Here is a 17,693-nt window from a genome sequence, read left to right on the forward strand (position 1 = left end):
CCCCGTCCGGCGGTGCGGGACGGGGGCCACGCCCTTCAGTTCACAGCGCCTTCAGGCTCGACTTCGCGAGCTCGTACGCCGGGAGCATCTCCTGGTGCTCCTCGCTGTCGAGCCCGCCGAGGTGGACGATGACGGTCCCCTTCGGGGTCTCGACGGCGAACGCCCGCTCCTCCTTGGTGTCGTCGAGGACCTCGCTGTGCACCGAGTAGCGGACCTCGACGGCGGGCAGGGCGCCCGCCTTCACGTCCTTGACGACGAGGCCCGTGGCGCCCTTCTCCGCCTTCACGAACGCTTCGAGGGTCGCCCGCGCCGGGCCCTTCGGGGCGGTCCACACCCGCAGGTAGCCGATGTTCCCGGCGGGCTTGGCGTCCACCTCGCAGCGGACGGTGGCCGGCCCCTGCCGGGTGAGCGGGGCCAGCTCCGGGTTCTCGGGGTCCTTGACCGCCTGCGGCTTCCAGCCCTTCGCGAGGGTGAGGGAGGCCGGCAGGGCGCAGGCCGTCCCGGGGCCCCCGAGGGTGCCCGCGGGGGTGGCGGCGGTGATCTCGGACGGGGCGGCGGGCGGGGCCGCGGGCGGGGCGGTGGCTTCCGTGGCCGTACCGCAGGCGGTCAGCAGCAGTCCCGCCGCCACCAGGGCGACGGGGACCGCCGTACGTATCGGTGCTCTCTCTGGCATGAGGCTCATCATCCACGACCGGGTGCGGCTCCTCACCGACGGCCGGACAATGTTGAGCGGGCCTCGGGGGAGATCCACCACCACGGGAGGCGGACATGATCCGCGGCTTCAGGAGGATCGGCACGCTCGGTGTCTGCGCGGTGGCTGCGGCCGCCTTCGGGGCCGTCGCCCCGGCCTACGCCGTCGACAGCAGTGACGGCCTCGAGTTCACGGTCTACGCCAAGGAGGTCCCCGCCCGGGGCGCCGACCAGAGCGGTCAGGCCCCCGGGGTCGGGGACTCCTTCACCTTCGCGAGCGACCTGTTCCGCACCAAGGGCGGGGACGCGGTCGGCCGGGACGGCATCGTCTGCACGGTGGTGCGTACCGGGAGTCCCGGTGACATGCTGTGCGTCGGCACGATCGTGCTGAACGGCGGGCCCGGTGGGCAGCTCACCGGCCAGAACCTGCTGGCCGTGAGTGCCTCCGACGAGGCGCCGGCCGCGTTCGACATCGCCGTCACCGGCGGGACCGGCGACTTCAAGGACGTCCGCGGCTGGATCCGTTCGACGCCCGACGGGGACTACGAGCGACTGGACTTCCATCTCAGCCGCTGACCCCGCGGTGGTTCAGGAGAGCTTGCCGCCGTAGTCCGGCAGCTTGAAGGTGCGCTCGGCGTGGCCGCCGACGAGGTCGGAGGTGTTGTTTCCGATGTTGGCGATGATCGTGTAGCCCTTGGCCTCGATCTCCGCGCGCTTCCCCGTCTTGTACGCGCTGACCTCGGCGAACAGGTCGGGCAGCGAGCGCACGTACAGCCCGTCGACCGGGTAGCCGGCCTGCTTCAGGTTCCAGTCGGTGAGTGAGTGGATGATCCCCGGGCGGGCGGTCACGAAGAAGACCGCCACCCCGCGGGCGTGGGCGTCGCGGACCAGGGCGCGCACGTCGGCGATGGCCGGGGTCGGCAGCTCCCAGAAGGGGTGGAAGTCCGTCTCCAGGGAGGAGTTGTCGATGTCGAGGACGATCGCCTGCCTCTCGCGGCCGGCGTCCTCGGCGCGCTCCTGGATGTACGGGCGGGCCTCGGCGACGACGGCGGCCACGTCACGGCGCCAGGTGTCGTAGTCGACGTCGTGGATCGCGGCGGCCGAGGTCACGTGGGTGTCCGGGTCGGCCGCGGAGGCCGCGGGCGCGGGGCCCACGACGAGAAGGGCGGTCAGGGCCAGGGTGGCCGTGGTTCCGGCGGCGGCGCGCCTGCGGAGGGCGGCGGAGGGGATGGAGGGCATGGGGGGCTCCCGAGTGGTCGACCGGCTCAGTGGTTGACATGCTCGCGGCTAATACTGGCCGGTAAGTGACGGGAGGGCTACCGGTCGGTAGCCGGTTTCTGAGCGAAGATCGACGACGCGGGACCGACGAAGCCCCCCGGTCGAAAGGACCGAGGGGCTTCGGGAGTGCTTCCGGAGTGCTCCGGGAGGGTGCGGATCAGCCGAGACCCGGGCCGCGCACCGGGATGTGCGTGAAGGTCGGCTCCGGCGCCGGGTTCCGGAAGAAGTCGTTGCCCTTGTCGTCCACCACGATGAACGCCGGGAAGTCCTCGACCTCGATCTTCCAGACCGCCTCCATGCCGAGCTCCTCGTACTCGACGACCTCGACCTTCTTGATGCAGTCCTGCGCGAGCCGCGCCGCCGGGCCGCCGATCGAGCCGAGGTAGAAGCCGCCGTGCGAGCCGCAGGCGTCCGTGACCTGCTGGGAGCGGTTGCCCTTGGCCAGCATGACCTTCGAGCCGCCCGCCGCCTGGAACTGCTCCACGTAGCTGTCCATCCGGCCGGCCGTCGTCGGGCCGAAGGAGCCGGAGGCGTAGCCCTCGGGGGTCTTCGCCGGGCCCGCGTAGTAGACCGGGTGGTCCTTCAGGTACTGCGGCATGTCCTCGCCCGCGTCCAGACGCTCCTTGATCTTGGCGTGCGCGATGTCGCGCGCCACGACCAGCGGGCCGGTCAGCGAGAGCCGGGTCTTGACCGGGTACCTGGTCAGCTCGGCGAGGATCTCGTCCATCGGCTGGTTCAGGTCGATCTTCACGACGCCAGCGGACTCGGCGCCCTCGTCGAGGGTCTCCTCCGTCGTCTCCGGCAGGAAGCGCGCCGGGTCGGTTTCCAGCTGCTCCAGGAAGACGCCCTCGGCGGTGATCTTCGCGACGGCCTGGCGGTCGGCCGAGCAGGACACGGCGATCGCCACGGGCAGCGAGGCGCCGTGGCGGGGGAGGCGGACCACGCGGACGTCGTGGCAGAAGTACTTGCCGCCGAACTGCGCGCCGATACCGATCTTCTGCGTCAGCTCGAAGACCTTCTCCTCCAGCTCCTGGTCGCGGAAGCCGTGCCCGGTCTCGGCCGAGCCCTCGGTCGGCAGCTCGTCCAGGTAGTGCGCGGAGGCGTACTTGGCGGTCTTCAGGGCGAACTCGGCGCTGGTGCCGCCCACGACGATCGCCAGGTGGTACGGCGGGCAGGCCGCCGTGCCGAGCGAACGGATCTTCTCCTCCAGGAACTTCATCATGGAGGCCTCGTTGAGGACCGCCTTGGTCTCCTGGTAGAGGAACGACTTGTTGGCCGAGCCGCCGCCCTTGGCCATGAAGAGGAACTTGTACGCGCCGCCGTCGGTCGCGTAGAGCTCGATCTGCGCGGGCAGGTTCGAGCCGGTGTTCTTCTCCTCCCACATGGTGACCGGCGCCATCTGCGAGTAGCGCAGGTTGAGCTTGGTGTAGGCGTCGTAGATGCCCTGGGAGAGCGCCTTCTCGTCCTCGCCGCGGGTCAGCACGTTCTGGCCGCGCTTGCCCATGACGATCGCGGTGCCGGTGTCCTGGCACATGGGGAGGACGCCGGCGGCGGCGATGTTGGCGTTCTTCAGGAGGTCGAGCGCGACGAACTTGTCGTTGCTCGACGCCTCCGGATCGTCGATGATCTTCCGCAGCTGGGCCAGGTGGGCTGGGCGCAGGAAGTGCTGGATGTCGTGGATGGCCTCGGCGGCCAGCTTGCGCAGCGCCTCCGGCTCGACCTTGAGGAACGTACGGCCGTCGGCCTCGAACGTGGAGACGCCTTCGGCGGTCACCAGGCGGTAGGGCGTGGTGTCCTGCCCCAGGGGGAGCAGATCGGAGTACGCAAACTCTGGCATGACGGCAGCCATTCCTCACTCGGCAGACAGCGGCGCCGCCTCCATTGGCGGCGCGCGCCCTCCAGCGTAGAACGCGGGCGCGGCGCCGATCCTGTGAGGTAAGGCTCAGTTGCCGTCGGCCCCACGCCGGAATGGCGTGTTCTCCCGCTTGTCCACAGGACACGACGGCTCCCCCTGGTCGCGATCTATCGCGTTTCGCTAGGCTGAGGTCGTGGACCTCGAAAAGCAGCCCCAGCAGCCGGTCGCTCCCGCCGAGACCGGGCCCGCGCCCGCCCCCGCGCCGGGGCCCGCCTTCGCCGATCCGGACGGCTCGCTGCGGGCCTCCGACGCCGACCGGGACCGGATCGCGGACATCCTCCGGGACGCCCTGGCGGAGGGGCGGATCGACCCCGAGGAGCACTCGGACCGGATCGACGCCGTCTACCGGGCCAAGACCGTGGGCGAGCTGGAGCCGATCGTGCGGGACCTCCCCGTGGGCCGCACCAGGCCCGAGCCCGCGCCGGCCCCGCTGTACGGCCCCGACGACACCGAGGGCCCGGCGGACAACCTGATCGCGGTCTTCTCCAGCACCACCCGCAAGGGCCGCTGGCGGGTCGGCCGCAGGACCAACGCCTTCTCGCTGTTCGGCAACATCGAGATCGACCTGACCGAGGCGATCTTCGCCCAGCGGCTCACCACCATCAACGCGACCTCGATCTTCGGCAACGTCGAGGTGCGGGTCCCGGAGAACATCAGCCTGCGCGGCAGCGGCACGGGCATCTTCGGCAACTTCGAGGTGGTCACCCTGGAGGGCGCCGACCCGCAGGCCCCGCTGGTCGTCGTCAACGGCTTCGCGATCTTCGGCAACGTCGAGGCCAAGCCCAAGCGCGGCAAGTGGATCACCGACCTGCAGAACCACGTCCAGGGCAAGCTGCGGAAGCATCTCGGCCACTGAAGCCCGCGTTCCGGTCCGCACGGTGACCGGAATTCGCCGCCGGGTGTCCGCGAAGCGGAACTCCAGGGCACGCAGTGCATAGGCGCGCGCACAGCGGGTAGGGCTTGCTGCATCGTCGCTCGCTCGCGAAGCCGTCGTCAGGAGTAGACCGTGCTGCACATGCCGCATCAGCCCCTCCCGGTCGCCGCCGTGCCGCCCCAGCGCGTCCCCGCTCGGGAGGACGAGGCCGGCCCCTGGCACGCGGAAGCGGTGTGCCGTCGGGACGAAGCCGGACTCTTCTTCGCCCCCTCCAAGGAACCCACCGCCGCCCGGCTCTCCCGCGAGGAGGCCGCCAAGCGGGTCTGTGCCCGCTGCCCCGTCATGGTCGAGTGCCGTGAGCACGCGCTGCTCCAGCCCGAGCCGTACGGGGTGTGGGGCGGGCTCACCGCCGCCGAGCGCCGTGTCGTGCTCGCCCGGCGCCGCCGCCGCGAGGTGGAGCTGCGCAAGGCCGCGGCCGCCGATCGGATCGCCAAGGCCGGCTGACGGGTCCCGCCGCCCGTACGGGAAGGGGCGCCCCCACCGCACATGGGGGCGCCCCTCTTCGTACCGCCGTCGAACGGCCCGGCTACTTGGCCCGGTCGAAGTCGATCTTGCTGTACGCCCGCAGCTTCGCGAGCCGGTGCGTGGAGTCGATCTGGCGGATCGTGCCGGACCGCGAGCGCATGACGAGCGACTGGGTGGTCGCCGTCTCGGAGCGGTAGCGCACACCGCGCAGCAGCTCGCCGTCGGTGATGCCGGTGGCGACGAAGAAGACGTTGTCGCCCCAGACCAGGTCGTTGGTGCTGAGCACCCGGTCCAGGTCGTGCCCGGCGTCGAGGGCCTTCTGCCGCTCGGCCGCGTCCTTGGGCCACAGCTTGCCCTGGATCACACCGCCCAGGCACTTTATGGCGCAGGCCGAGATGATGCCCTCGGGCGTGCCGCCGATGCCCATCAGCAGGTCGACGCCGGTGCCCTCGCGGGCGGCCATGATGGAGCCGGCCACGTCGCCGTCGGAGATGAACTTGATCCGGGCGCCGGTCTCGCGGATCTCCTTGACGATGCCCTCGTGACGCGGGCGGTCCAGGATGACCACGGTGACGTCCTCGGCCGTCATGCCCTTGGCCTTGGCGACCCGGCGGATGTTGACCGAGACGGGGGCGTTGATGTCGACGAAGTCGGCGGCCTCGGGGCCGGTGACCAGCTTGTCCATGTAGAAGACCGCGGACGGGTCGAACATGGTGCCGCGGTCGGCGGCGGCCAGGACGGCGATGGCGTTGGGCATGCCCTTGGCGTTCAGGGTGGTGCCGTCGATCGGGTCGACGGCGATGTCGACCTCGGCGCCGGTGCCGTCTCCGACGTGCTCGCCGTTGAACAGCATGGGGGCTTCGTCCTTCTCCCCCTCGCCGATGACGACGACGCCGTTCATCGAGACGGTGGAGATCAGGGTCCGCATCGCGTTGACCGCCGCGCCGTCCGCGCCGATCTTGTCCCCGCGGCCGACCCAGCGGCCGGCGGCCATGGCGGCGGCCTCGGTGACACGGACCAGCTCAAGGGCGAGGTTGCGGTCGGGGGCCTCGGGAGAGACCTCGAGCTCGGGCGGCAAGTGGTGCTCGGTCATCGGAGCGCACCTTTCTGTACGGCGACGGCCGGATAAAAGAGGGTGTTGCGACTCTATCGTCAGGTCGACAAATTGAGCAGAGGGGCCCACGTATGAGCACAACACCATGATGCGACCATGGGGGGCGTGGCAGGTATGCGAGGCAGGCAGACGGTGCGAGGGATGTTCCAGTCCCTCGGTGTGATCATGGTCGCCGCGGGCGTGATGTATCTCTTCATCCCGCACGACGACAAGGCGGACCCGGTCGAGACCAAGGACTACCGGGTGGAGCTCCTCACGGCCCAGCGGGCGGCGCCGTATCCGGTGCTGGCCCCCGAGGGCCTCGGCGAGGACTGGCGGGCGACGGTCGTCTCGTACAAGCGCGAGGACCACGACGCCTGGCAGCTGGGCTTCCTGGACCCGGACACGCAGTACGTGGCGGTCCACCAGTCGACGGAGGAGCCCAAGAAGTACATCGCCGACGTCACCCAGCAGGCGAAGGACTCCGGCAGGACCCAGACGGTCGGCGGGCAGGTCTGGCAGCGCTGGGAGGGCCCGAAGTACGACGCCCTGGTCCGCACCGACGGCGGTGCGACCACGGTCGTGACCGGCACGGCGTCCTTCGACCGCCTGGCGCAGATGGCGGGCGCCCTGCAGGCGAAGAAGGCCTAGGGGAGACCCGGGGCTGTCCGGCCCTGGGCACAGGACACGGGAAGAACCCCCGGGCGCTCGGCGCCCGGGGGTTCTTCGCTGCGTCCGAACGGGTCAGACGGTGGTGATGACGTCCTCGTAGGCGAGGCGCGGCTGGCGCGGGAACGGGGAGGCGTCCTCGCCCGGCTTGCCGATGTTGACGACCATCAGCGGGGTGTGGTCGGCGTCCAGGAACTCCTTCTGGACACCGGCGAAGTCGAGACCGGTCATCGGGCCCGCGGCCAGGCCGGCGGCGCGGATGCCGACGATGAAGTACGCGGCCTGCAGGGCGCCGTTCAGGAGGGCGGACCGCTCGCGGACCGGACGCTCGGCGAAGAAGAGGTCCTTGGCCTGCGGGAAGTGCGGCATCAGGGCCGGCAGCTCCTCGTGGAACTCGTTGTCCGCGGAGAGGATCGCGACCAGCGGGGCGGCGGCGGTCTTGGGCTGGTTGCCCTCGGCCATGTGCTTCACCAGGCGCTCACGGGCCTCGGGGGAGCGGACCAGGGTGATGCGCAGCGGGGTCTGGTTGAAGGCGGTCGGGCCGTACTTGACCAGGTCGTAGATCGCCTGGACCTGCTCGTCGGTCACCGGCTCGTCGGTGAACGTGTTGGCGGTGCGGGCCTCACGGAAAAGGAGGTCCTGGGCGGCGGGGTCAAGGGCGAGGGACATGCTGCGTACCTTCCGGTTCTGCACGGGGCGGCTGTGCACACGACAGTACGGCGAAGGTAAGTGAAGTTTCAACTATCTTATCCGGATAGTGATCCGTTTCACAGGAGCCTACTCGACCCCGGGAGAGTCCTCCCCTTCCTCCGCACGCTCGGCCGCGAGCGAGGCGTCCAGGCGGGCCCGCGCCCCCTCCAGCCAGTGCCGGCACACCTTCGCCAGCTCCTCACCGCGCTCCCAGAGCGCCAGGGACTCCTCGAGCGTCGTACCGCCCGCCTCCAGGCGCCGGACGACCTCGATTAGCTCGTCGCGAGCCTGCTCGTAGCCGAGTGCAGTCTCTTCCGCACCAGTACGTGCTGCCATGCCATCCACCTTTGTCTGTCAGGTCCTTGACGTTCTTCTGTACTTCCGCGACGAATCCCGGCTCAGGAGGCGGTGCGCCGCACCGTGAACTCGCCCGCCGCGACCCGCGCCCGCAGCTCCTCGTCCGCCGCGACCTCCGCCGGATCGCGCACCACGGCCCCGTCCGCCCGCTGGAGCACCGCGTACCCCCGCTCCATCGTCGCCGCGGGCGAAAGCGCCCGGACCCGCGCCCGGGTGTGCGACAGCTCGGAGTCGGCCCGGTCGAGCAGGTGCCCGAAGGTCCGCCGACTGCGGGCCAGCAGCGCGTCGAGCTCGTCCTCCCGCACCTCCACCATCCGCTGCGGGTGCTCCATCACCGGCCGGGCCAGCGCGTGCGCGAGCCCCCGCTCCTCACGCTCGAGGAGCCCCCGTACGGTCCGCAGCGCCCGGTCCCGCAGACCCTGCACCCGGTCCAGCTCCTCGCCGACGTCCGGGACGACCTTCTTGGCGGCGTCGGTCGGCGTGGAGGCCCGCAGGTCGGCGACCAGGTCCAGCAGCGGGGCGTCCGGCTCGTGGCCGATGGCCGACACCACGGGGGTACGGCAGTCGGCGACGGCCCGCACCAGCTGCTCGTCCGAGAACGGCAGCAGATCCTCGACGCTGCCACCGCCCCGCGCGACGACGATCACGTCGACCCCCTCGTGCGCGTCCAGCTCCTTCACCGCCTGGATCACCTGAGGCACGGCCTTCACCCCCTGCACCGCCACGTTCCGCACCTCGAACCGAACGGCCGGCCACCGCCGCCGCGCGTTCTCCAGGACGTCCCGCTCGGCCGCCGAGGCGCGCCCGCACACGAGCCCGACGAGCTGCGGCAGAAACGGCAACGGCTTCTTCCGGTCGAGCGCGAACAACCCCTCGGCCGCGAGCGTCCGCTTCAGCATCTCCAGCCGGGCGAGCAGCTCCCCGATCCCGACCGGCCGGATCTCCGCCGCCCGCAACGAAAGCTGCCCGCGCGGCGCGTACCACTCGGGCTTGGCGTGGACGACGACCCGGGCCCCCTCGGAGACGACATCGGCGACGGCGTCGAAGACCTGCCGATAGCAGGTGACGTTGATCGAGATGTCGTACGAGGGATCCCGCAGCGTCAGGAACACGACCCCGGCCCCCGGCCGCCGCGACAACTGCGTGATCTGCCCCTCGACCCAGACGGCCCCCAGCCGGTCGATCCACCCCCCGATGAGCCGGGAGACCTCCCCGACGGGCAGCGGCGCTTCGACGGACGTGTTCAGACCCATGCGCCGAGCGTAACGGCCGGGTCCGACAGAACCGCGCCCGGCGACGGCGGGCGGGGGCCCCGGCCCCCGGCGGCCCACCGGGCGGCCCCATCCGCCTTACCGGACCCACCAGCCTCACCGGACCCCGCCACTGGCCCCCTCGGCGCACCACCGGCCTTGCCGGCCCCCCACTGGCCTCCTCGGCACACCACCGGCCTCGTCGGCCCCGCCACCCGCATCGGCCCCGCCACCCGCATCGGCCCCGCCACCCGCGTCGTCCCCGCCCCCGCATCGGCCCTGTCGGTCCCACCGCCCGCCCGCGGGCCGCCCGCGCCTCACGGCGAGACTCGCCGTGTCCCCTGAAGCGCCAGCACCACCAGCCCGATCGCGAACCAGATCACCCCCACCACCTGCGCCGACGGCGACGCCTCCACGATCACCGCGACCAGGATCGCCGCCCCGACCACCGGCGCCACCACATGCGCCAGCACCCGCGGCGGCCCCTCCATGCGCCGGACCGCGAACCAGGCCACGACGCTCGCGTGCAGCAGCACGAAGGCCGTCAGGGCCCCGATGTCGACCACGGACACCAGGTGATCCAGCCCGTCGTCCCGTCGCGCCGCCCACACCGCCGCGATCATCGTCACCGCCGCCGACACGAGCAGCGCCACCCGCGGCACGCCCGAGTCCGTACGGGCGAGGGCGTGCGGCAGCCGCCCCTCCCGTCCCATCGCGAACAGCAGCCGCCCCCCGGCCGCCTGCCCCGCGAGCGCGGCGAAAGCCGCGCCGATCGCCTTCGACACCGCCACCAGGTCGTGCAGCCAGCCGCCGACGGACGCGTCGACCGCGTCGTAGAACGCCGAGCCCTGCATCGCGGGATCCGCCGCGAGCTCGCTCGACGACACGGGTTCGAGCAGCGCCACCAGCCAGGTCTGCGCCACGAACAGGACACCCGCAAGCGCCAGGCAGAGCAGCACCGCCCGGGCCACCCTCTCCGAGCCCCCGGTCACCTCCTCCGCGAAGGACGCGATCGCGTCGAAGCCGAGGTACGAGAGCACCGCCACCGACACCGCGCCCACGACCGCCGCCGTCGAGAACCCCGCGTCACCGCTGAGCGGCGACCACCAGTCGCGCCGGGCCCCGTCACGTGCGAGCACCACGATCGCCGAGACGACGAAGACGAGCAGCACCACGATCTCCATGGCGAGCACGGCGAAGCCGACCCGGGCGGCGGCACGCACTCCCCACAGGTTGAGCAGCGTCGTGAGGACCACGGCGATCCCCGTCCACACCCACCGGTCCACCTCCGGCACCAGCGCCTCCATCGCGATGCCCGCGAAGAGGTACGCGACGGCAGGGATCAGCAGGTAGTCGAGCATCGCCATCCACCCGGCGACGAAGCCCGGGCCCTCGCCGAGCGCCGTGCGCGCGTACGTGAAGACGGAGCCGGCCTGCGGCGCGACCCGCACCATCTGCGCGTAACTGAAGGCGGTGAACGCCATGGCGACGGTCGCCACCAGGTACACCAGTGCGACGGCACCGTGCGACTTGGCGTCCAGGGTGCCGAAGACGCCGACCGGGGCCATCGGGGCGATGAAGAGGAGCCCGTAGACGACAAGATCCCGGAATCCGAGACTCCGTCGAAGGCCCTCGTGGTCCGCCACCCGTGCTTCCTCCGCCATGGCGTCAGTCTCGGCCACGCCGCGGATCAAAGCGCTGACCGACGCGGCCTTACGATGGGACGCATGACTGCAACGCCCGCGACCAACCGCCCGAAGCGTGTCCTGCTCGCCGCTCCCCGCGGCTACTGCGCGGGCGTGGACCGTGCCGTGATCGCCGTGGAGAAAGCCCTGGAGCAGTACGGGGCCCCCGTCTACGTGCGCCACGAGATCGTCCACAACAAGTACGTCGTCCAGACCCTGGAGCGGAAGGGCGCGATCTTCGTCGACCAGGCGACCGAGGTGCCGCCGGGCAACATCGTGATGTTCTCCGCGCACGGCGTCGCCCCGACCGTGCACGAAGAGGCCCGCGAGGGCCGCCTGAAGACCATCGACGCGACCTGCCCGCTGGTCACCAAGGTCCACAAGGAGGCCGTGCGGTTCGCCAAGGAGGACTTCGACATCCTCCTCATCGGCCACGAGGGCCACGAGGAGGTCATCGGCACCTCCGGCGAGGCCCCCGACCACATCCAGCTGGTCGACGGCCCCGAGGACGTCGCCAAGGTCGAGGTCCGCGACCCGTCCCGGGTGGTGTGGCTCTCCCAGACCACGCTGTCGGTCGACGAGACCATGGAGACGGTGGACGCCCTGAAGGAGAAGTTCCCGCAGCTGATCTCCCCGCCGTCCGACGACATCTGCTACGCCACGCAGAACCGCCAGCTGGCCATCAAGGAGCTCGCCGGCGATTCCGAGCTGGTCATCGTGGTGGGCTCCAAGAACTCCTCGAACTCGCAGCGCATGGTCGACGTCGCCAAGCAGGCCGGTGCCCCCGCCGCGTACCTCGTCGACTTCGCCAGCGAGATCGACGAGAGCTGGCTGGAAGGCGTCACCAGCGTCGGCCTGTCCTCCGGCGCCTCCGTCCCGGACGTCCTGGTCCAGGAGGTCCTGGAGTGGCTGTCCGAGCGCGGTTACGTCGACGTGGAGCTGGTCAAGACGGCCGACGAGTCGCTGACCTTCTCGCTGCCCAAGGAGCTCCGCAACAAGGACCTGCGGGCCGAGGCCGCCGCGCTGCTCGAAAGCGAGTAGCGCCGGGCCGCCGGACCGTACGGTGGTTCCATGAACGTCTTCGGAGTGGACATCGGCGGCTCGGGCATCAAGGGCGCCCCCGTGGACCTCGGCCGCGGCGAACTGGCCGAACCGCGCCACAAGGTACTGACCCCGCACCCCGCCACACCCGACGGTGTGGCGGGGTGCGTCGCCGAGGTCGTGGCGCACTTCGGCTGGACCGGCCCCATCGGCGTGACCTTCCCCGGGGTGGTGACCGGATCCACCATCCGTACCGCCGCGAACGTCGACAAGGGCTGGATCGGCGTCGACGCGGGCCGACTCCTCACCGACCGCCTCGGCGGCCTGCCGGTCACCGTCCTGAACGACGCCGACGCGGCCGGCATCGCCGAGATGACCTTCGGCGCCGGCAAGAGCCGCAAGGGCACTGTCATCCTCCTCACCCTCGGCACCGGCATCGGCTCCGCCGTCTTCGTGGACGGCCGCCTCGTCCCCAACACGGAGCTCGGCCACCTGGAGCTCAAGGGCCACGACGCCGAGAAGCGCGCCTCCTCCAAGGCCCGCGAGGACGAGGACCTCACGTGGGAACACTGGGCGAAGCGGCGCCTGCAGAAGTACATGGCGCACGTGGAGATGCTCTTCTCGCCGGAGCTGTTCATCATCGGCGGCGGAGTCAGCCGCAAGGCGGACCGCTTCCTCCCCCTGATCGAGGACATCAGGGCGGAGATCGTGCCGGCGGAGCTGCAGAACAACGCGGGGATCGTGGGGGCGGCGATGGCGGCGGGGGGCTAGCCAGGCCGTGCCTTCGGGATCACCCCGGGGCCTGGGGGTGTGGCGCTGAGCCCCGCTCGGGCACGGGCGGGCGTACGTACCCGGGCGGGCGTACGCACCCGGGCGGGCGTACGCACCCGGGCGGGCGTACGCACCCGGGCGGGCGTACGCACCCGGGCGGGCGTACGCACCCGCTCCCGCGGCTAGCCCCGCTCGGGCGCCGGCCGGCGCACGGGCCGTACGGACCCACCCGACCCGGCCCCGCCGTCGGCCGCCGCGGCCTTGTGGCGTCGCCCCATGTCCCGTACCTTCCGCACGCTCGTGATCAGACCGGCGACCAGCGTCCCGCCGTACAGCCATCCGGCGTGCACGGCGAGGGCGGTGACCAGGGCCATCGCCTGGCCGCCGAAACCGCCCGTACCGCCGGAGATGGGGACGACGCCGACGGCGAAGGCGATCGGGACGCTGATGGGGGCGGTGACGAGGTCGGCGGTACGGACCCAGAGCGCGGTCAGGGCGCTGACCGGCAGGAACAGCAGCCCGAAGACGAGCGGCGAACCGTCGAACAGCAGCCAGTCGAGGAAGCCGAGCCCCAGCATGACGGCGGAGGCGAAGAGCCCGGCGCCCAGACCGGTCAGCCGGGGGTTGGGCAGACGGCGCAGCGCGACGACCACCGGCGGCGCGGGCCGCTCCAGGCGGGGCCGGCCGGGGCGGGGCTTGGCGGCGACGCGGTAGACCGCGGCGCCCTCGACCAGCGCGCCGGGCGGCGTCAGAGGGGGCTGCGCCCGACGCCCGGAGGGGCGGCGGGGCTGCGGCTTGCGTGTCCTGTGCTGCTCCACCCCACCAACGTAGGTCGGAACGGGCCGGGAAGCCGGTGCGGGACACGCCCTTTGGGTGACCTTGGCGCGAAGAGGGCCGTCTCGCCCGGTCCGGAGCCCCCGTAAACTGGGGGATCGACCCATCGTCCGTACCGCATCCACTGCTCTAGGGAAGTCGCCACCGTGTCGCTCACGATCGGAATCGTCGGCCTGCCGAATGTCGGCAAGTCGACCCTGTTCAACGCCCTGACCAAGAACGACGTGCTGGCGGCCAACTACCCGTTCGCCACGATCGAGCCCAACGTCGGCGTCGTCGGCGTGCCGGACGCCCGCCTGGACAAGCTCGCCGAGATCTTCGGCTCGCAGCGCGTCCTTCCGGCCACGGTCGACTTCGTCGACATCGCCGGCATCGTGCGGGGCGCGAGCGAGGGCGAGGGCCTGGGCAACAAGTTCCTGGCGAACATCCGCGAGTCGGACGCGATCTGCCAGGTCATCCGCGCCTTCAAGGACGAGAACGTCGTCCACGTCGACGGCAAGGTCTCCCCGAAGGACGACATCGAGACGATCAACACCGAGCTGATCCTCGCCGACCTCCAGACCATCGAGAAGGTCCTGCCGCGCCTCCAGAAGGAGTCCCGGATCAAGAAGGACGTGGCCCCGAAGGTGGCGGCGGTCGAGGCGGCGAAGGAGATCCTGGAGCGCGGTGACACGCTGTTCTCGCAGGGCATCCTCCAGGGCTCGGAGAAGGCGGAGCTCCTCCACGACCTCCACCTGCTGACCACCAAGCCCTTCCTCTACGTGTTCAACGTGGACGAGGACGAGCTGACGGACGACACCTTCAAGGGCGAGCAGCGCGCCCTGGTCGCCCCGGCCGAGGCCATCTTCCTCAACGCCAAGCTGGAGGCCGACCTGGCCGAGCTGGACGACGAGGACGCCATGGAGCTCCTCCAGTCGGTCGGCGCCGAGGAGCCGGGCCTGGCCACCCTCGCCCGCGTCGGATTCGACACCCTCGGCCTGCAGACCTACCTCACGGCGGGCCCGAAGGAGTCCCGCGCCTGGACCATCAAGAAGGGCGCCACGGCCCCCGAGGCGGCCGGTGTGATCCACACCGACTTCCAGAAGGGCTTCATCAAGGCCGAGGTCATCTCCTTCGCCGACCTGGTCGACACCGGCTCGGTGGCCGACGCCCGCGCGGCGGGCAAGGCCCGCATGGAGGGCAAGGAGTACGTGATGCAGGACGGCGACGTGGTGGAGTTCCGCTTCAACGTCTGATGGGGCGTGGGCAAACGGCCTGACCTGCGGGAAAGCAGGTCAGGCCGTTGTGCTGTCCGCAGCGGTCCGCAGAACCTGGAGCGGCTACGTGTCGTAGACCGTGGAACGGTGTCCGACGTGTACGACCCACACCACCAGCTCCCCGTTGTCGATCGTGTAGACGACACGGTAGTCGCCGACCCGTAGGCGGCGACGCTCGGGCTGGGATACGAGTGCGGTGGTGTTGAAGCCGAAGGGGTCGCTCTCCAGCTCTGTCAGTTTGGCCAGGATGCGAAGCGCCATGTCACGCGGGATCTTGCGCAGCTCCGCCTGGGCCTCGGGCCGGAACACCGTGCGGTAGTCACTCACTGCGTGCCAGCGTCTCCCTCATCACGTCCTCGATCGGGACGCCGGCGGCCGGGTTTGCCATGCGCTCGTCGATGATGCGGTTGATCTCGCGCTCTTCCCACTCCTGGTACTTGCGCAGCACCTCGATCGAGACCACGGCGGCTACCTGCTTGCCGCGGCGGGTGATGACAGTGGGTACGTCGTCGCGGTCGGCCCGTTCGACGACTTCGGCCAGGTGAGCGCGTACGTCGCGGATGGACTCTATGGGCAGCGGCTGCGTCATGAGCTCAATGGTACCGAGTGTGCCATGTGTACACAACGTTGGTGCCGCCCGGCCCCGGGGGCAGCGGTGGCAGTATGCGGGGACGCAGAGAGAGGGGCCGGGGCGGGATGGGGCGCAGTGAGCGGGAGGCGGTCGCCGCCGGAGCGCGGCTGTACGAGGCGGCGCAGGCGGTGGCCGGTGACCACGGGCGGGCTGTCGAGGTAGTTCGGGCGGCGCTGAAGCCGATCTGCGATACGGCGGCGGAACAGGCGCTCGACGCCATCCCAGTGGCCCGGCTGAAGGAGATCACCGAGGGTCGGCTGAGGCTCGGGGAGGTCGAGAGGAGCGGGCTGCGATCGGTCCGGCAGGTGCTTGACGCCGGGTCCTACCGTTTGCGGCAGATTCCCGGCGTGGGGCAGCGGACCGCTGATCAGGCGATCGCGGCGGCACGCCAGATAGCCGACGCCGTTCGGGAGACCATCACCGTCCACATCGACGTGGATCGGCCGGAGCCGCGAACCACCGCTCTCATCATGGCCCTGCATGTGCTGGTGGAAGCGGGCCCCGATGCGCGGCGAGCTGTCGACACGGCCGTGGCTCTCTCGGAGCGGCTCGGTCCGCTGCTGGCCGAGGCCAAGCCGGCCGCCGGGCGGCTGCGGATGCTGCTGGTGGGGCAGGCAAAACGGAGTCGGGTGCTGGAGGCCGTTGCAGAGGTCCGGAGGCTGACCGAGGGAGCAACGCAGAGCGGTGTGGCGGAGCTGCTGGCACAGGCGTCGGTCGATCTGCTGCGCGGCACCCCGAACGAGGTTGCGGCCTGGGTCGACTTCGAGCTGCGCTCCGCCGAGTACTACAGCCTGCTCGCGGAGATCTCCAGGCGCAGGCCCGATACTGCCGCTGCCGAGGGGTTCCTGCCCGACGAAGTCGCCGAGCGGGTCCGCGACCAGATGCTCGATGACACTCACCGGCGGGTGTCGCTGCGCGGCTACCAAGCCTTTGGGGCTCGCTTCGCCCTGGCGCAACGCAAGGTGATTCTCGGCGACGAGATGGGGCTCGGCAAGACCATCCAGTCCATCGCCGCTCTGGCTCATCTCGCAGCCGAAGGGAAGAGCCATTTCATGGTCGTCTGCCCGGCCAGCGTCCTGATCAACTGGACACGGGAGGTCGAGGCCCGTAGCAGGCTGCGCGTGATGCCTCTTCACGGCCCCGACAGACAGGAAGCGTTCGCCGACTGGAAGGGGCGGGGCGGCGTAGGGGTGACTACCTTCGACGCCTTGCGTGGCTTTCCCGGCCCCCGAAGGCGGCGAGGTGGGGATGCTGGTCGTGGACGAGGCGCACTACGTGAAGAATCCGAAGACGCGTCGCTCCCAGGCCGTGACCGAGTGGTCCGGGCACTGTGAACGCGTTCTCTTCATGACCGGCACGCCCATGGAGAACAGGGTCGCCGAGTTTCGCAGCCTTGTGCAGATTCTCCAGCCGCACCTTGCGGAGGGTGTCGGTGACCGAGACGGTGTGGCCGGTTCCAAGGCATTCCGGAAAGCCGTCGCCCCGGTTTATCTGCGTCGAAACCAGCAGGACGTTCTGACCGAACTGCCCGCGCTCCAGCACACAGACGAATGGGAGGAGCTGAGCGCGTCGGACGAAGACGCCTACCGCGAGGCCGTGCGCGCCGGCAACTTCATGGATCTGTGAGCCTCAGATCAAACCGACCATCGAGCACCAGGCGGTGGCGCGGGCCCATCGCATGGGGCAGGTGCGCTCGGTACGGGTGCACCGGCTGCTCGCCACCCGCGGGGTGGACGAGCGGATGGTGGAGATGCTGAAGAACAAGACCCGTCTGTTCGACGCGTACGCACGTCGCAGCGCGGTCGCCGAGTCGACGCCGGACGCGGTCGACGTTTCGGACACGGAGATGGCCCGCCGGATCGTCGAGGAGGAGCAGGCGCGGCTGGGAGCGGTCCGCGAAGAGTCCGCAGGACACCCGTAAGCGACCGTCGCGACCCCACGCACATCAACGGGGGAATACCTGGTCAGGGCGCTGCGTGCGGCTTCGCCGCAGGTCAGGGCAGGGGCTCGGGCATTCCGCTTCAACGTGTAGCGGTTGACACGACGTCACGTCGCTGACCGGCACATGCGCAGGTCAGGGAGGGTCCGACTCCGCGGGGTCGGGCCCTTGGTCTTTCCCGTGCCGGGATGTGGT

18 protein-coding genes and 1 pseudogene are annotated in these 17,693 nt (G+C 70.8%); 8 read left to right on the top strand and 11 right to left on the bottom strand.

Annotated elements, in window-relative coordinates; all coding sequences use genetic code 11:
- Positions 1 to 40 precede the first annotated feature (40 nt).
- Positions 41 to 673 carry a lipoprotein gene (locus ACIGEZ_RS12035; RefSeq protein ID WP_399829236.1) on the bottom strand — a complete coding sequence of 211 codons (633 nt, stop codon included), beginning with the start codon at positions 671 to 673 and terminating at the stop codon, positions 41 to 43.
- Between the two features lie 95 nt (positions 674 to 768).
- On the opposite strand from ACIGEZ_RS12035, the gene ACIGEZ_RS12040 reads away from it, so the two are divergent.
- Positions 769 to 1,266: a hypothetical protein gene (locus ACIGEZ_RS12040; protein WP_399829239.1), complete on the top strand. Its 498-nt coding sequence runs from the start codon at positions 769 to 771 to the stop codon at positions 1,264 to 1,266.
- A gap of 12 nt (positions 1,267 to 1,278) precedes the next feature.
- On the opposite strand, the gene ACIGEZ_RS12045 is transcribed toward ACIGEZ_RS12040, so the two are convergent.
- Together ACIGEZ_RS12045 and ACIGEZ_RS12050 are read right to left on the bottom strand one after the other, a co-directional pair.
- Positions 1,279 to 1,929, bottom strand: coding sequence for an HAD family acid phosphatase (locus tag ACIGEZ_RS12045; protein WP_399829241.1), 651 nt, complete (start codon positions 1,927 to 1,929; stop codon positions 1,279 to 1,281).
- Between the two features lie 196 nt (positions 1,930 to 2,125).
- Complete coding sequence (locus tag ACIGEZ_RS12050) at positions 2,126 to 3,805, bottom strand: fumarate hydratase (protein ID WP_399829244.1); 1,680 nt, start codon at positions 3,803 to 3,805, stop codon at positions 2,126 to 2,128.
- A 211-nt stretch (positions 3,806 to 4,016) separates the two neighbouring features.
- Here ACIGEZ_RS12050 and ACIGEZ_RS12055 point away from each other — a divergent pair, with 211 nt between their 5' ends.
- Together ACIGEZ_RS12055 and ACIGEZ_RS12060 are read left to right on the top strand one after the other, a co-directional pair.
- Positions 4,017 to 4,739 carry a DUF1707 domain-containing protein gene (locus ACIGEZ_RS12055; RefSeq protein WP_399829247.1) on the top strand — a complete coding sequence of 241 codons (723 nt, stop codon included), beginning with the start codon at positions 4,017 to 4,019 and terminating at the stop codon, positions 4,737 to 4,739.
- 150 nt (positions 4,740 to 4,889) lie between these two features.
- Entirely contained in the window at positions 4,890 to 5,261 is a 372-nt protein-coding gene (locus tag ACIGEZ_RS12060) for a WhiB family transcriptional regulator (RefSeq protein ID WP_399829250.1), read from the top strand.
- An 82-nt stretch (positions 5,262 to 5,343) separates the two neighbouring features.
- Here the strand turns inward: ACIGEZ_RS12060 and glpX are convergent, their stop codons facing one another.
- A complete protein-coding gene (gene glpX / locus ACIGEZ_RS12065) occupies positions 5,344 to 6,375 on the bottom strand; it encodes a class II fructose-bisphosphatase (protein WP_399829252.1) in 1,032 nt (343 codons plus the stop codon).
- A gap of 117 nt (positions 6,376 to 6,492) precedes the next feature.
- Between glpX and ACIGEZ_RS12070 the strand changes: the two genes are divergently transcribed.
- A complete protein-coding gene (locus ACIGEZ_RS12070) occupies positions 6,493 to 7,026 on the top strand; it encodes a DUF4245 domain-containing protein (RefSeq protein WP_399829254.1) in 534 nt (177 codons plus the stop codon).
- A gap of 93 nt (positions 7,027 to 7,119) precedes the next feature.
- Here ACIGEZ_RS12070 and ACIGEZ_RS12075 read toward each other — a convergent pair whose 3' ends face one another.
- From ACIGEZ_RS12075 to ACIGEZ_RS12090, 4 genes are all read right to left on the bottom strand, one after another.
- Entirely contained in the window at positions 7,120 to 7,713 is a 594-nt protein-coding gene (locus tag ACIGEZ_RS12075; RefSeq protein WP_399829257.1) for a malonic semialdehyde reductase, read from the bottom strand.
- Between the two features lie 108 nt (positions 7,714 to 7,821).
- Complete coding sequence (locus ACIGEZ_RS12080; RefSeq protein ID WP_399829260.1) at positions 7,822 to 8,070, bottom strand: exodeoxyribonuclease VII small subunit; 249 nt, start codon at positions 8,068 to 8,070, stop codon at positions 7,822 to 7,824.
- Positions 8,071 to 8,132: 62 nt separating this feature from the next.
- The gene (xseA, locus tag ACIGEZ_RS12085; RefSeq protein WP_399829263.1) at positions 8,133 to 9,344 is read right to left on the bottom strand and encodes an exodeoxyribonuclease VII large subunit; all 1,212 of its coding nucleotides are present in this window, start codon (positions 9,342 to 9,344) and stop codon (positions 8,133 to 8,135) included.
- 314 nt (positions 9,345 to 9,658) lie between these two features.
- Complete coding sequence (locus ACIGEZ_RS12090) at positions 9,659 to 11,005, bottom strand: APC family permease (protein WP_399829642.1); 1,347 nt, start codon at positions 11,003 to 11,005, stop codon at positions 9,659 to 9,661.
- Positions 11,006 to 11,059: 54 nt separating this feature from the next.
- Between ACIGEZ_RS12090 and ACIGEZ_RS12095 the strand changes: the two genes are divergently transcribed.
- Together ACIGEZ_RS12095 and ppgK are read left to right on the top strand one after the other, a co-directional pair.
- Entirely contained in the window at positions 11,060 to 12,067 is a 1,008-nt protein-coding gene (locus tag ACIGEZ_RS12095; protein WP_399829265.1) for a 4-hydroxy-3-methylbut-2-enyl diphosphate reductase, read from the top strand.
- A 30-nt stretch (positions 12,068 to 12,097) separates the two neighbouring features.
- Positions 12,098 to 12,838, top strand: coding sequence for a polyphosphate--glucose phosphotransferase (gene ppgK / locus ACIGEZ_RS12100; RefSeq protein WP_399829267.1), 741 nt, complete (start codon positions 12,098 to 12,100; stop codon positions 12,836 to 12,838).
- Between the two features lie 182 nt (positions 12,839 to 13,020).
- Here ppgK and ACIGEZ_RS12105 read toward each other — a convergent pair whose 3' ends face one another.
- On the bottom strand, positions 13,021 to 13,656 hold the full coding sequence (locus ACIGEZ_RS12105; protein WP_399829269.1) for a DUF6542 domain-containing protein: 636 nt from the start codon (positions 13,654 to 13,656) through the stop codon (positions 13,021 to 13,023).
- 162 nt (positions 13,657 to 13,818) lie between these two features.
- On the opposite strand from ACIGEZ_RS12105, the gene ychF reads away from it, so the two are divergent.
- Entirely contained in the window at positions 13,819 to 14,907 is a 1,089-nt protein-coding gene (gene ychF, locus ACIGEZ_RS12110; RefSeq protein ID WP_399829272.1) for a redox-regulated ATPase YchF, read from the top strand.
- An 84-nt stretch (positions 14,908 to 14,991) separates the two neighbouring features.
- Here ychF and ACIGEZ_RS12115 read toward each other — a convergent pair whose 3' ends face one another.
- Positions 14,992 to 15,255: a type II toxin-antitoxin system RelE/ParE family toxin gene (locus ACIGEZ_RS12115; protein WP_030207783.1), complete on the bottom strand. Its 264-nt coding sequence runs from the start codon at positions 15,253 to 15,255 to the stop codon at positions 14,992 to 14,994.
- Positions 15,248 to 15,517 carry a type II toxin-antitoxin system Phd/YefM family antitoxin gene (locus ACIGEZ_RS12120; protein WP_030207779.1) on the bottom strand — a complete coding sequence of 90 codons (270 nt, stop codon included), beginning with the start codon at positions 15,515 to 15,517 and terminating at the stop codon, positions 15,248 to 15,250. Before ACIGEZ_RS12120 ends, ACIGEZ_RS12115 begins: the two co-directional genes overlap by 8 nt.
- A gap of 107 nt (positions 15,518 to 15,624) precedes the next feature.
- Between ACIGEZ_RS12120 and ACIGEZ_RS12125 the strand changes: the two are divergent.
- Positions 15,625 to 17,480: pseudogene (locus ACIGEZ_RS12125) on the top strand (SNF2-related protein).
- The last annotated feature ends 213 nt before the right edge of the window (positions 17,481 to 17,693 follow it).

The sequence above is a fragment of the Streptomyces sp. NPDC085481 genome, from assembly GCF_044541845.1.
GTDB lineage: Bacteria > Actinomycetota > Actinomycetes > Streptomycetales > Streptomycetaceae > Streptomyces.

Excerpts from the sequence above, each read along its gene's own strand:
- ppgK (WP_399829267.1), top strand. The coding sequence starts at position 12,098 with ATGAACGTCTTCGGAGTGGACATCGGCGGCTCGGGCATCAAGGGCGCC.
- xseA (WP_399829263.1), bottom strand. The coding sequence starts at position 9,344 with ATGGGTCTGAACACGTCCGTCGAAGCGCCGCTGCCCGTCGGGGAGGTC.
- ACIGEZ_RS12095 (WP_399829265.1), top strand. The coding sequence starts at position 11,060 with ATGGGACGCATGACTGCAACGCCCGCGACCAACCGCCCGAAGCGTGTC.
- ACIGEZ_RS12070 (WP_399829254.1), top strand. The coding sequence starts at position 6,493 with ATGGGGGGCGTGGCAGGTATGCGAGGCAGGCAGACGGTGCGAGGGATG.
- ACIGEZ_RS12075 (WP_399829257.1), bottom strand. The coding sequence starts at position 7,713 with ATGTCCCTCGCCCTTGACCCCGCCGCCCAGGACCTCCTTTTCCGTGAG.
- ACIGEZ_RS12120 (WP_030207779.1), bottom strand. The coding sequence starts at position 15,517 with ATGACGCAGCCGCTGCCCATAGAGTCCATCCGCGACGTACGCGCTCAC.
- ACIGEZ_RS12050 (WP_399829244.1), bottom strand. The coding sequence starts at position 3,805 with ATGCCAGAGTTTGCGTACTCCGATCTGCTCCCCCTGGGGCAGGACACC.
- ACIGEZ_RS12090 (WP_399829642.1), bottom strand. The coding sequence starts at position 11,005 with ATGGCGGAGGAAGCACGGGTGGCGGACCACGAGGGCCTTCGACGGAGT.
- ACIGEZ_RS12080 (WP_399829260.1), bottom strand. The coding sequence starts at position 8,070 with ATGGCAGCACGTACTGGTGCGGAAGAGACTGCACTCGGCTACGAGCAG.
- ACIGEZ_RS12045 (WP_399829241.1), bottom strand. The coding sequence starts at position 1,929 with ATGCCCTCCATCCCCTCCGCCGCCCTCCGCAGGCGCGCCGCCGCCGGA.
- glpX (WP_399829252.1), bottom strand. The coding sequence starts at position 6,375 with ATGACCGAGCACCACTTGCCGCCCGAGCTCGAGGTCTCTCCCGAGGCC.
- ACIGEZ_RS12040 (WP_399829239.1), top strand. The coding sequence starts at position 769 with ATGATCCGCGGCTTCAGGAGGATCGGCACGCTCGGTGTCTGCGCGGTG.
- ACIGEZ_RS12035 (WP_399829236.1), bottom strand. The coding sequence starts at position 673 with ATGCCAGAGAGAGCACCGATACGTACGGCGGTCCCCGTCGCCCTGGTG.